This window comes from Micromonospora humidisoli (assembly GCF_016900955.1).
In the GTDB taxonomy this organism is placed as follows: Bacteria; Actinomycetota; Actinomycetes; order Mycobacteriales; family Micromonosporaceae; genus Micromonospora; species Micromonospora wenchangensis.
Genome location: NZ_JAFEUO010000004.1, coordinates 420,744 through 433,710, shown reverse-complemented (window position 1 = coordinate 433,710; position 12,967 = coordinate 420,744). Strand labels below are relative to the sequence as shown.

Here is a 12,967-nt window from a genome sequence, read left to right as displayed (position 1 = left end):
ATGCCTGGCGGTCATGAATATGACTCAGCGGCATACCGCTCACCGAGCGATCCATTCCCGTCCGCGACGCCCCTGCCGCACCACGCAGCCTGCCGCAGGAAGAGATCCGGATGAGCTTCCACAATCCGAAGCTGCCCTGGTCGGAACTGGAGCGGGTGCTGTCCGGACGGTCCACCACCGACGGCGGCGCGGGCCCCGGTGGGTCCCGGGGTGACGGGGGACGGGGCGGGCGGCGGCGCGGGGAACGGCACCTGCACGTGGTGGACCCGCTCGCCGACGCCGACGGCGGCGACTCGCCGGCCTGGACCCGGCACCGCGAGCGGTACGCACCGCCGGAGCTGACCCGCCCGGACGACCCGGTGCCCTACGCCGAACTGCACGCGCACACCAACTTCAGTTTCCTCGACGGGGCGAGCCACCCGGAGGAACTGGCCGAGGAGGCCGCCCGGCTGGGGTTGACCGCGCTCGCCGTGACCGACCACGACGGGTTCTACGGGGTGGTCCGGTTCGCCGAGGCGGCCCGTACGCTGCACCTGCCCACGGTCTTCGGCGCGGAACTGTCGTTGGGGCTGCCCGGCCCGCAGCAGGGCGAGCCCGACCCGCTGGGCCGGCACCTGCTGGTGCTCGCCCACGGCCACGAGGGGTACGCCCGGCTCGCGTCGGTCATCTCCCGGGCCCAGCTGCGCGGCGGCGAGAAGGGCCGGCCGGTCTACGGCGACCTGGAGGAGGTCGCCGCCGAGCTGCGCGACCACGTGCTGGTGCTGACCGGCTGCCGCAAGGGGCACGTGCCGGCGGCGCTGCTCACCGCGGGGGTGGACGCGGCGGCCCGGGAACTGGACCGGCTCACCGCGCTGTTCGGCGCGGAGACAGTGGCGGTGGAGCTGACCGACCACGGGCACCCGGTCGACGCCGACCGCAACGACGCCCTCGCCGAGCTGGCCGCCACCGCCGGGCTGCCCACCGTGGCCAGCAACAACGTGCACTACGCCAGCCCGGGGCGACGACGGTTGGCGACCACCCTGGCCGCCGTCCGGGCCCGGCGCAGCCTGGACGAGATCGACGGCTGGCTGCCCGCCGCCGCCACCGCCCACCTGCGCAGCGGCGCGGAGATGGCGACCCGGTTCGCCGGGTACCCGGGTGCGGTGTCCCGGGCCGCCGAGTTCGGCGCGGAACTCGCCTTCGACCTGCACCTGGTCGCGCCCCGGCTGCCGGCGTACCCGGTGCCGGCGGGGCACACCGAGATGAGCTGGCTGCGCCACCTCACGCTGGCCGGGGCGCACGAGCGCTACGGCCCGCCCGGGGCGCACCCGGAGGCGTACGCGCAGCTGGAACACGAGCTGCGGATGATCGACGAGCTGGGCTTCCCCGGCTACTTCCTGGTGGTCTACGACATCGTGGCGTTCTGCCGCGCGCAGGACATCTACTGCCAGGGCCGGGGTTCGGCGGCGAACTCGGCGGTCTGCTACGCGCTGCGGATCACCAACGTGGACGCGGTCCGGCACCGGCTGCTGTTCGAACGGTTCCTCGCCCCGGAACGCGACGGGCCACCCGACATCGACGTGGACATCGAGTCCGACCGGCGGGAGGAGGTGATCCAGCACGTCTACGCCCGGTACGGCCGGGAGCACACCGCCCAGGTCGCCAACGTCATCTCCTACCGGCCCCGGTCGGCGGTGCGGGACGTGGCGAAGGCGTTCGGCTACTCACCAGGCCAGCAGGACGCCTGGAGCAAGCAGATCGACCGCTGGGGTTCCGTCGCGGCGGTCGACGTCGAGGGCATCCCCGAGCAGGTGGTGGCGTACGCCGACGAGTTGCAGACGTTCCCCCGGCACCTGGGCATCCACTCCGGCGGGATGGTGATCTGCGACCGGCCGGTGATCGAGGTGTGCCCGGTGGAGTGGGGGCGGATGCCCGGCCGCAGCGTGCTCCAGTGGGACAAGGACGACTGCGCGGCCGTCGGGCTGGTCAAGTTCGACCTGCTCGGCCTGGGCATGCTGTCGGCCCTGCACTACGGCTACGACCTGATCGGCCAGTCCCTGGACCTGGGTGACATGACGCTGGACGACCCCGAGGTCTACGACATGCTCTGCCGGGCTGACTCGGTGGGGGTGTTCCAGGTGGAGAGCCGCGCCCAGATGGCCACCCTGCCCCGGCTGAAACCCCGCGAGTTCTACGACCTGGTGGTGGAGGTGGCGCTGATCCGGCCCGGCCCGATCCAGGGCGGCTCGGTGCACCCGTACATCAGGCGCAAGAACGGCCAGGAGCCGGTGACGTACCCGCACCCGCTGATGCGCAACGCGCTGGAGAAGACCCTCGGCGTGCCGCTGTTCCAGGAGCAGCTGATGCAGCTCGCCATCGACCTGGCCGGCTTCGACGCCGCCGGGGCCGACCAGTTGCGCCGGGCGATGGGGGCGAAACGGTCGGTGCAGCGGATGGCGCAGCTCGCCGACCGGCTCTACGCCGGGATGGCCGGGCGGGGGATCACCGGGGAACTGGCCGACGACGTCTACCGCAAGCTCACCGCGTTCGCCAGCTACGGCTTCCCGGAGAGCCACGCGATGAGCTTCGCCTACCTGGTGTACGCCAGCTCCTGGCTCAAGCGCCATCATCCGGCGGCGTTCCTGGCTGCCCTGCTCAACGCCCAACCGATGGGCTTCTACGCACCGCAGACCCTGGTCGACGACGCCCGCCGGCACGGCGTCGAGGTCCGCCGGCCGGACGTCAACGCCAGCGGGGCGGGGGCGGTGCTGGAGTCCACGCCGGAAACGCGCTGGGGGAGCGTGCCGGGGGAGCCGCCGCACGCCTGGGGGCTGGGCGGTCCGGCGGTCCGGCTCGGGCTGGGCGGGGTCCGTACCCTCGGCGACGACCTGGCGGGGCGGATCGTGGCGGAGCGGACGGCGCACGGGGCGTACCGGGACATGCCGGATCTGGCCCGGCGGGTCGGTCTGACCGCGGGGCAGCTGGAGGCGCTGGCCACCGCGGACGCCTTCGCCTGTTTCGGGCTGACCCGGCGGCAGGCGCTCTGGGCGGCCGGGGCGGCGGCCCAGGACCGGCCGGGCCGGCTGCCCGGCACGGTGACCGGCGCGGCGGCCCCCACCCTGCCCGGGATGGAGGCGGTGGACCGGCTCGTCGCCGACGTCTGGGCCACCGGGCTGTCCCCGGAGACCCACCCGGCCCGGTTCGTCCGGGACCGGCTCGACGCGCTGGGTGCGGTGCCGATCGCCCGGCTGGGGCGGGTGGAGCCGGGTCGGCGGGTGCGGGTCGGCGGCATCGTCACCCACCGGCAACGGCCGGCGACCGCCGGTGGAGTCACCTTCCTCAACCTGGAGGACGAGACCGGGATGCTGAATGTCACATGCTCCCCGGGGCTGTGGCAGCGCTACCGTCGAATCGCCCGCACCAGCAGCGCGCTCGTGGTCCGTGGTCGGTTGCAGCGGCACGAGGGGGTCACCAACCTCACCGCCGACCGGCTGGACCCGATCACGCCGCCGGTGGAACCCGCCTCCCGCGACTTCCGGTGAAGTGATCCACATTACGGTTTTCCCGGCCGGGAGACAGGAGAATTCCGGCACGCGCGGGCAGAGCGGCCCGTGCGCGGCAAGGGGGAAGGCCAGTGACGATGGACAGCACTTACACCGGTGGACTGGCGAACGCCCGGCGCACCCGGCTGGGCGCCGGTTGGACGCCCGCCCAGGACGCCGAGCCGCGGGAGTACCAGGTGACCGAGGGGCCGGTGGCGAACACCCGCCGGTCCCGCGCCGAGGAGGACCCGGCCGGCGGCGGGGAGATCTGAGCCGGCGACGGCACCGCCGACGGGGGGTCGGGTGGCGTGGGTGACTAGGCTCGACCGGGTGGAACAGAGCACCCGCAGCCGGTTCGCCGAGCCGCCGTTGACCCCCCGTACCGCCGTCATCTGGTCGGTGCTCGCCGCCGAGTTGCAGCGGCGGGCCGACGACACGTTGACCGTGCTCGACGTGGGCGGCGGCACCGGCGGGTTCGCCGTGCCGCTCGCCCAGGCCGGCCACCGGGTGACCGTGGTCGACGCCAGCCCCGACGCGCTCGCCGCGCTCACCCGACGGGCCGCCGAGGCCGGGGTCGCCGATCGGGTGCACGCCGTGCAGGGCGACGGCGACGCGCTGACCGGGCTGGTCGAACCGGCCACCGTCGACCTGGTGCTGTGCCACGCGGTGCTGGAGGTGGTCGACGACCCGACGCCGGTGGCGACCGCGCTGGCGACCGCGCTGCGTCCCGGCGGTGCGGCGAGCGTGCTGGTCGCCGGGCGGGCCGCCGCCGTGCTGGGGCGGGCCATGAACGGTCACCTCGACGTCGCCGCCGCGCTGGCCGCCGCGCCCGACGGGGCCGCCGGTCCCCGGGACACCCTGCGCCGCCGCTTCGACGCCGAGGAGGCCGCCGCCCTGCTGCGCGTCGCCGGCCTCACCGTCGAGGAGATCCACGGGGTACGCGTCCTCGCCGACCTGTTGCCCGCCACCGTCGCCGACGGTCAGCCGGGTGCCCTGGTCGAGCTGGAGAAGGTGCTGGCCGGGCGGCCGCCCTACCGGGACCTCGCCGCCCAACTGCACCTGTTCGCCCGCCGCCAGGCATGACCGGGGTGGCCCCGGCCGGCGCACCGGTGCCCCCGGCGGACCCGCTCGCGGTGCTGGCACCGCGCTACGGCGGGGGCAGCCTGGCCGACGTGCTGCCCAGCGCGTTGGCGGTGCTCGGCGTGCCGGGCGCGGTAGACCTGCTCGGGCTCGTCCCCGCCCTGGCCGGGGTACGTCGGGTCGCCGTGCTGCTCGTCGACGGTCTCGGCTGGTACCAACTGCCCACCGCCGCCCGGTACGCCCCGACCCTGACCGGGCTGGCCGCGACGGTGGGCCGCCCGTTGACCTCAGGCTTCCCGTCCACCACCCCGACCAGCCTGGTGACCCTGGGGGCGGGTGCGGCCCCCGGCGCGCACGGCGTGCTCGGCTTCACCGTCCGGGTGCCCGGCACCGACCGGGTGCTCAACCACATCGACTGGCCCGGCGACCCGGACCCGCTGCACTGGCAGCCGGTGCGTACCCAGTGGCAGCGGGCCCGCGCCGCCGGGGTCGCGGTGAGCGTGGTGAGCCGCCCCGAGTACGCCGGCAGCGGGCTCACCCTGGCCGCCAACCGGGGCGGCGACTACCGGGGCGCCGGCGGGGTGGACGCCCTGGCCCGGACGATGCTGGCGGCGCTGTCCGCCGGGGCGGGCCCCACCCTGGTCTCCGGCTACCACCCCGACCTGGACCGGCACGGTCACCTCAGCGGGGTCGACTCGGCCCCGTGGCGGATCGCCGCCGCCGAGGTCGACGCCCTGCTCGCCCGCCTCGTCGACGGGTTGCCGGCCGACGCCGCGCTGCTGGTCACCGCCGACCACGGCCAGCTCGACGTGCCGGCGGGGCACCGGTTCGACCTGGACACCGACCCACGGTTGCGGGCCGGCGTCCGGGTGGTCGCCGGGGAGCCCCGGGTGCGCTACCTGCACGTCGCCCCGGGGGCGGTGGACGACGTGGTGGCCGTCTGGTCGGCGGTGCTCGGGCCGGCCGCCCGGGTGTGCACCCGGGAGGAGATGGTGGCCGAGGGGTGGTTCGGCCCGGTCGCCGAGGAGCACCTGTCCCGGGTCGGTGACGTGGTGGTGACCTGCCGCGACACGTACGCGGTGCTGGCCACCCGGTCGGAGCCGCCGGCGGTGTCCCGGCTGGTGGCCTACCACGGGGCGGACACCGCGGCGGAGATGACCGTGCCGCTGCTGGTGGTCCGGGGCTGACGTGGCCGTCGCCCGTGGGGCGGGCGGGCCGGTTGTCGTACCTGGCGGTTAGCCTGCCGGGATGGGTCGGAGCCAGTCGTTGCCGCGCGGCGGTGACCCGCGTTTCGGGCCCGACGCCGACGACTCGGCCAGTCCGATCCTGCACGTCGACATGGACGCCTTCTTCGCCTCCGTCGAGGTGCGCCACCGGCCCGAGCTGCGCGGCCGGCCGGTGGTGGTCGGCGGGGTCGGGCCGCGCGGCGTGGTCAGCTCCGCCAGCTACGAGGCCCGGCGCTTCGGGGTGCGCAGCGCGATGCCCACCGCGCGGGCCCGCGCGCTCTGCCCCGGCGCGGTCTACCTACCCCCCGACTTCGCCCGCTACCGGGCGGCCTCCGACGCGGTGATGCGGATCTTCCGGGACGTCACCCCGTTGGTCGAGCCGCTCTCCCTCGACGAGGCGTTCCTCGACGTGGCGGGCGCCCGCCGGCTGTTCGGCCCGCCCGCCGCCATCGCCCGGCGCATCCGGGAGCGGGTGACGGCCGAGCAGGGGCTGACCTGTTCGGTCGGGGTGGGCCCGAGCAAGTTCGTGGCCAAGCTCGGCTCCACCCGGGCCAAGCCGGACGGTCTGCTGGTGGTGCCGGCCGGCCGGGTGCTGGAGTTCCTCCACCCGCTGCCCGTCGACGCGTTGTGGGGGGTGGGGGAGCGGTCGGCCGAGACGCTGCGCCGGCTCGGCCTGCGGACCATCGGCGATCTGGCCGAGGCGCCCGTCGGGATGCTGCGCAAGGCGCTCGGTGCGGCGTCCGCGACCCACCTGCACGAGCTGGCCCGGGGGCGGGACCCGCGTCCGGTCAGCCCGGAGCACGTGGAAAAGTCGATCGGGGCCGAGGTGACCTTCGACGTCGACGTGGTCGACCCGCAGCAGATCCGGCGGTCGCTGCTCGCGCTCAGCGAGAAGGTGGGCAGCCGGCTGCGCGGGGCCGGTCAGGTCGGCCGGACGATCTCGCTCAAGGTGCGACTGTCGGATTTCCGCACCGTCAACCGGTCCCGGACGCTCGGCGTGGCCACCGACGTGGCCCGGGAGATCTTCGACACGTCCTGGGGCCTCTGGACGGTTCTCGACCCGGGTGAGCCGGTCCGGCTGGTCGGCGTACGGGTGGAGGGTCTGGCCGGTGCGGCCGACACTCCGCGCCAACTCGCCCTCGGCGCGCCCGAGCGGGGCTGGCGGGAGGCGGAGACCGCCGCCGACGCCGCGGCTGCCCGTTTCGGGCGGTCCGTCATAGGTCCGGCCAGTCTGCTCGGCAGACGTGATCCCCGCCCCGGCGAAAATAGCAGTCGGCCATAGGTCGTCCCGCTTTCCGACGCGCGACCCCCCTCGTAGACTTGGCGGCAAGCAGCCGGTTGGCTGCCACGGTCTGTCGGCCCGACCGGGCCGACCAACGTGACCGGGGAGGAGTGCCGTGCCGCTCTCGGAGCACGAGCAGCGGCTGTTCGAGCAGATCGAGCGGTCGCTTGCCGAGGACCCCAAATTCGCCTCGGCCGTGCGCGCCAGCGACCCGCGTTTCCACACGCGGCGTCGCCTGCTCGTCGCTGCCGGCGTGGTGGTCGTCGGCCTGGCCCTGTTGGTCTACGGCGCGGTGATCAAGACGCCGCCACTGGCAGTGGCGGGGTTCGTCGTCATGCTGGCCGCGCTGGGCTATGCGGTGCAGTCGCACCGGCGGGGGCAGTCACCTGACCTGCACGTGGTGGGCGGCACGACGAGTCGTCGTCGTCCGCGTGGCCGCGGCGGCCGGCGGCCGTCGTTGCTGGACCGCATGGAGGACAGGTGGCGGCAGCGCCCGGAGGGACATCGTTGAACCCCGCCCACCCCTGAGGTGGACGGGCGACACCGACGACGGTAGGTGCCGGACACAGTCCGGCCACCTCCGTCGTATCACCACGCCCGGGAGTCGTATCACCACGCCCGGGACAGGGCGAGGTGCCCACGCATGTGGGGCGAGGTGGCGGTATCCGAAACGACTGATACCGCCACCTCGCCCCATGAGCGTCCCGCCGCGCCTGACCTCCCAGCCCCTCGGCCGGGAGGTCAGGCGCGGCGGGTGGCCAGCAGGCGGCGGGGGTTCCAGCGCAGCAGCAGGCGACGCAGCCGCCCGGAGGCCGCCACCAGCCGCGCCGAGCTGTCGCCGAGCGAGGTACGCCAGCGCAGCAGCACCGACGGCGGCAGCACGGCGGCGAGCAGCCGGGTACGCCGGTCGGCCCGCGCGGCGAGGGTGTCGCGTACCGTCCGCAGCGCCGGGTGCAGGGGCTCGCCGGTGAGCGGGTCCCGGGCGTACCTGGCGCGTTCCTCGGCCCGGCCGAGCAGCCGTACCGCGGCGGCGGGGCCGGCGTCCGCACCGACGGCCTCCCGGGCCAGCCGCTCGGCGGTCGCCCGGGGCGTCTCGGTCCGGTCGATCCGGACCCGGTAGTCGACCAGGGTGTCCAGCAGCTCGTCCCAGGCGGCGTGGGCGTCCGCGCGGGCCCGCTCGGCGTCCGCGCCGAGCACCGTCATCGGGATGCTCGCGCCCGCCCCGTCGTCGGGGGCCACGCCGGCCGCCACCGGGACTGCCCGATGGTGCCGTTGCCGGCGCAGCGCGCGCCGCCGCAGCGCCGGCAGCGCCAGCAGCACCGACAACACGAGCAGCGCACCCACCGTCCACCAGGGCCAGGTCGGGGCCTGCTCGACGGGGGCGCCGGTGGTCGGGTCGAACCCGGCGTCGGTGTCCTTGTCGGCGGCCTCGTCGCGCTGCGGACCGGTGGTGGCGCCCGGGTCCTCCGGCGCGGCGGGCGCGGCCGTGTCCGACGGCTCCGGGTCCGGGGCGTCGGAGTCCGGCGCCCACGCCGACCGGGTCGACCCCTGGACGCCGTACGCCGGGGTGGCGTCGAACGGCACCCAGCCGAACCGGTCGAAGTAGACCTCCGTCCAGGCGTGCAGGTTGCGGTTGGTCAGGACGGCGGTGTCCCCGTCGACGCTGCTGCCGTTGGTGAAGCCGAACGCCACCCGGGCCGGGATGCCCGCCTCCCGCACCAGCCAGGCCAGCGCCGCCGCGTACTGCTGGCAGTAGCCGACCTTGTTGGTGAGGAAGTCGACGATCTCCTGGCCGCTGGTGCCGCCCTTGGTGCTCAGCGAGTAGCTGAAGCCGTTCTCCCGGGAGAAGTAGTCGTAGAGCGACCGGACCCGGTCGTAGTCGTTGGACTTCCCCTCCACCAGCCGGTTGACCAGCAGGCTGACCTCGCGGACCTCAGGGGTGCGGGTCTGTTGCAGCCGGATCGGGTGCTCGGCCGGCAGCGGGCGGGCCCGGCGCAGCGCCGCCGGGCTGTACGTCGAGCGCACGTACTCGAAGGAGTACCGCTTGCCCCGGGAGTTGTCCCGGTTGGAGAAGACCACCCCGAGGTTCTGGTCGTACGACCAGTTGCCGTTGAGCCCGTCGAAGCTGACCGGGTCGGTGTAGACCGGCACGAAGGGCATGTTCAGCGACCGGTTCACCTCGACCGTCGCCCGGTAGGTCTGCTGCTCCACCCCCGCCTGGGCCCGGTCGGTCGGGTCGGGCAGGTCCCGGTTCACCGGCCTACCGTTGGGCGGGCGCACCCGGAAACCGTCCGGGCGCAGCTCGTCGGCGACACCGAAGCGCAGGTAGAACGGGTTCTCCTCGGTGGTGGTGACGGTGACCATGTCGGCCACCTCGGACTGGTTGAGCTGCCCGCTGAGGGCGGCGAACAGGTCGATCCGGCCGGGGCCGCCGCCCTGCCCGGGGCGTCCGTTGCCGGTGCCGGTGCCGGCGGTGTTGAACTGGTCCAGCAGCCCGCCGGTCATCCCCGGCACGGCCAGCGGCAGCACCACGGCCAGCACCACCCCGACCACCGCCAGCCGACGCCCGGCGGCGGCCAGCGGGGAGGACTCCCAGACGTCCACGTCGCGGCCCTCGCCGGTGAACCGGCGGCCGAACCGGCGGACCCGGTCGACGTTGTCGGTCACCAGCAGCCACAGGTAGCCGGCGGCGCCGACCACGAACGGCAGCGCGGGGACGCTGTCGACGTAGACCGCGACCGGCACCGAGTAGATGGCCAGCATGGGCAGCCCGGCCAGGGCCGGACGGCGCAGTCCGACGGCGAGCACGTCGACCACGATCGCCACCGCGCCCACCCCGAGCACGCTGATGAACAGCAGCGGGGTGGTGTCCGGCACCTTCACCCCGTAGGAGCGCATGTCCTGCAACGAGCCCTGCGCCAGCTCACCGAAGTGGGCCAGCGTCGCCGGGGTGGGCAGGAAGGCGATCAGCTCGCCGCCGCCCGGGAAGAGCCAGGTCAGGGCGAGCAGCAGACCGGCGAGCATGCCCAGCACCTGACCCCACAGCGGGGCCCGGACCAGCCGGGTGAGCGCCGCCGCGCCGGCCACCACGGCGACCGCGATGGTCGACTGGATCAGCCAGGTCCACTGTTGGAAGATCGACGACAGGGGGGCCGCGGCGAGCAGGGTCGCCGTGGCGGCCACGAAGCCGATGTTCCGGGACGCGATCACGACGTCACCCTCTCTGTCGGCGGGCGTCGGTGGCGGGGCCGTCGGCGGTGCGGCGGCCGGGGACGGTGCCGGTGCGCCGTCGGGTCACCGGACGGCACCGGCGACCGTCTCGGCGAGCGCCGCGCGCAGCGCGAAGCCCTGCGACCCGCGCCCGGCCTGCGGCCAGAGCGCCGGCAGCTGGCCGTCGTGGTCGACCCCGATGACCCGCCAGCCGCCCTGCAACAGCGACAGCGCGGCGGCGGCGTGGGCCTGTTCGGACTCGTACCGGGCCCGTTCGGGCAGGCTGAGCCAGGTGGAGCTGTGCAGCACGAAACCGACGCAGGTCGCCCCGTTGCCGCGCAACCCGCCGAGCAGTTCCGCCTCGCTGGTGGTCAGCGACCCGAACAACGCGATGATCAGGCCCCCGTCGGCGCGTTGGCGGACCCGCTGCACCAGCGTCGCCACGTCGCCGCGCTGGTCGAGCCGGACGTCGGCGAGGTGGTCGAGGAGCAGGCCGTCCCCGGTGGCCTCGCTGGCGTCGACGTCGACCCCGTCCCCGGTGACCAGGCGCAGCTTGTAGCCGGCCTGGCGCAGGTGCACGGCGATGCTGGCGGCGGCGGACACCGCCCACTCGAAACTGGCCGTCGGGCCGTCGCCCCGGTGCCCGTGCGCCCGGGTGTCCAGCACCACCGTGGCCCGGCTCTCCCAGGGCTGCTCCTCGCGGCGCACCATCAGCTCACCGGTACGGGCCGTCGACTTCCAGTGCACCCGGCGCAGGTCGTCGCCCCTGCGGTACTCCCGGGTGGCGGCGTCGTCCTCGCCGTGCACCGCCACCGACCGGGCCCGGCTGTCGCCACTGCCGGCGTACTCGCCCGGCAGCCGGACCGAGGGCAGCGGGGTGACCTGCGGGATCACGGTGAGCTGTTCGGTGCTGGGGAACGCCCGGCTCAGCTCACACAACCCGAACGGGTCGGTCATCCGGATCACCAGCGGACCCACCTCGTACCGGCCGCGCACGTCGGCACGCACCGTGTACGCGACCGAGCTGGCCTGGTGCGCGCCGAGCCGTTCCAGCACCACCCGGGGCCGGCTGCCCAGCGCGTACGGCAGCCGGTCCTCCAGCAGCAGGGTGCCGGTGGGCAGCCGGGACATGTTCTGCAACCGCAGCACCACCCGGGAGCTGGCCCCGACCGGCACCCGGTGCGGGTCCAGCGAACGGTTGCAGGCCAGCTTGTACCGGGTCCGGCCGACGTAGAGCGCGGCGAGCAACGGCAGGACGGCGAGCAGCACCGCCACCCGGAGCAGGTCCCGTTCGCCGAGGATGCCGGCCGAGATCGCGGCGGCGATGGCCGCCGCGAGGAACGACCGGCCCCGGGTGGTCAGGCCACGCAGCCCGTCCCGCACGTCACGGCCTCCGCGGCTCGAACGGCGGGCGGCCGTTGCCGGCGGCGGGGCGGGGCGTGTCGTACCCGGTGGGGCGCTTGCGGTCCGGCGGCAGGGCCAGCCGGTGCACCAGCTCGGCGACGATCGCGTCGGTGGTGCGGCGGGCGAGCTGGGCGTCGGCCGTGGGGATGATCCGGTGGGCCAGGACCGGCACCGCGAGCGCCTGGAGGTCGTCGGGGAGCACGTAGTCGCGGCCCTCCAGGGCGGCCACCGCGCGGGCGGTGCGCAGCAACTGGAGGGTTGCCCGGGGGGACGCGCCCAACCGCAGGTCGGGGGCTTCCCGGGTGGCGGTGACCAGGTCGACGGCGTACTGCTTGACGGCGTCGGCGACGTGCACGTTGCGCACGGTGGCGATCAGGCGGCGGACCGTGTCGGCGTCGGAGACCGGGCGCAACTCCTGGAGCGGGTCGGCGGCACCGTGCCCGTCCAGCATGGCCAGTTCGGCGTCCGGGCCGGGGTAGCCCATCGCGATCCGGGCGGTGAACCGGTCGCGCTGCGCCTCCGGCAGGGGGTACGTCCCCTCCATCTCGATCGGGTTCTGGGTGGCGATCACCATGAACGGGGTCTGGAGCTGGTAGGTGACGCCGTCGACGGTGACCTGGCGTTCCTCCATGCACTCCAGCAGCGCGGACTGCGTCTTGGGCGAGGCCCGGTTGATCTCGTCGCCGACCACCAGGTTGGCGAAGACCGCACCGGGGCGGAACTCGAAGTCGTGCGTCTCCTGGTTGTAGACGCTGACCCCGGTGACGTCGCTGGGCAGCAGGTCGGGGGTGAACTGGATGCGCCGCACGGAACAGTCGATGGACCGGGCGAGCGCCTTGGCCAGCTTGGTCTTGCCGACGCCCGGGACGTCCTCGATCAGCAGGTGCCCCTCGGCCAGCAGGACGGCCAGGGCGAGCCGGACGGTCGCTGTCTTGCCCTCGATGACCTGCTCGATGTTGGCCACGATGGCCTCGCTGGCGGCGCGGAACTCGTCGTGCGGCAGCACGCCGCCCACCTCGTCCCAGGTCTGTTGTGTCACGGGCCTTCTCCTCGTCGCGACGGCAGCTCGGTAAAGAGCACCTGGACCCGTCGTTCGGTTCGCAACGGGAAGCCTCGTCTGCCGCAGGAATCGCACTGGTCTCTCAGGCTAACCATGTTTACGGTGAACGCCGAACCCTGCCGGAAGTCGGCCGGTCACGCAGCGGATATTCGTCAGGTCGGGGGACCGGACGCGGCCGGGCGAC

The 12,967-nt window shown here is 74.5% G+C and carries 9 protein-coding genes; 6 read left to right on the top strand and 3 right to left on the bottom strand.

Going from position 1 to position 12,967, the window contains the following annotated elements:
• The first annotated feature begins 110 nt into the window (after positions 1-110).
• From JQN84_RS16710 to JQN84_RS16685, 6 genes are all read left to right on the top strand, one after another.
• Entirely contained in the window at positions 111-3,521 is a 3,411-nt protein-coding gene (locus JQN84_RS16710) for an error-prone DNA polymerase (RefSeq protein WP_204959288.1), read from the top strand.
• 98 nt (positions 3,522-3,619) lie between these two features.
• Positions 3,620-3,793 (top strand): hypothetical protein, encoded by a 174-nt coding sequence (locus tag JQN84_RS16705; protein WP_232378670.1) that lies wholly within the window; start codon positions 3,620-3,622, stop codon positions 3,791-3,793.
• 40 nt (positions 3,794-3,833) lie between these two features.
• Positions 3,834-4,604 (top strand): methyltransferase domain-containing protein, encoded by a 771-nt coding sequence (locus JQN84_RS16700; protein WP_204959287.1) that lies wholly within the window; start codon positions 3,834-3,836, stop codon positions 4,602-4,604.
• Complete coding sequence (locus tag JQN84_RS16695) at positions 4,601-5,788, top strand: alkaline phosphatase family protein (protein ID WP_204959286.1); 1,188 nt, start codon at positions 4,601-4,603, stop codon at positions 5,786-5,788. Before JQN84_RS16700 ends, JQN84_RS16695 begins: the two co-directional genes overlap by 4 nt.
• 61 nt (positions 5,789-5,849) lie before the next feature.
• Positions 5,850-7,109, top strand: a complete 1,260-nt coding sequence (locus JQN84_RS16690) for a DNA polymerase IV (protein WP_204959285.1) — start codon at positions 5,850-5,852, stop codon at positions 7,107-7,109.
• Between the two features lie 115 nt (positions 7,110-7,224).
• A complete protein-coding gene (locus JQN84_RS16685; protein ID WP_088643026.1) occupies positions 7,225-7,620 on the top strand; it encodes an SCO2097 family morphological protein in 396 nt (131 codons plus the stop codon).
• Between the two features lie 230 nt (positions 7,621-7,850).
• Here JQN84_RS16685 and JQN84_RS16680 read toward each other — a convergent pair whose 3' ends face one another.
• The 3 genes from JQN84_RS16680 to JQN84_RS16670 all read right to left on the bottom strand — a co-directional run bounded on the left by JQN84_RS16680 (position 7,851) and on the right by JQN84_RS16670 (position 12,762).
• Positions 7,851-10,319 (bottom strand): transglutaminase TgpA family protein, encoded by a 2,469-nt coding sequence (locus JQN84_RS16680; RefSeq protein WP_204959284.1) that lies wholly within the window; start codon positions 10,317-10,319, stop codon positions 7,851-7,853.
• Between the two features lie 84 nt (positions 10,320-10,403).
• On the bottom strand, positions 10,404-11,702 hold the full coding sequence (locus JQN84_RS16675; protein WP_204959283.1) for a DUF58 domain-containing protein: 1,299 nt from the start codon (positions 11,700-11,702) through the stop codon (positions 10,404-10,406).
• Position 11,703: 1 nt separating this feature from the next.
• The gene (locus tag JQN84_RS16670; RefSeq protein WP_088643029.1) at positions 11,704-12,762 is read right to left on the bottom strand and encodes an AAA family ATPase; all 1,059 of its coding nucleotides are present in this window, start codon (positions 12,760-12,762) and stop codon (positions 11,704-11,706) included.
• Positions 12,763-12,967 lie beyond the last annotated feature (205 nt).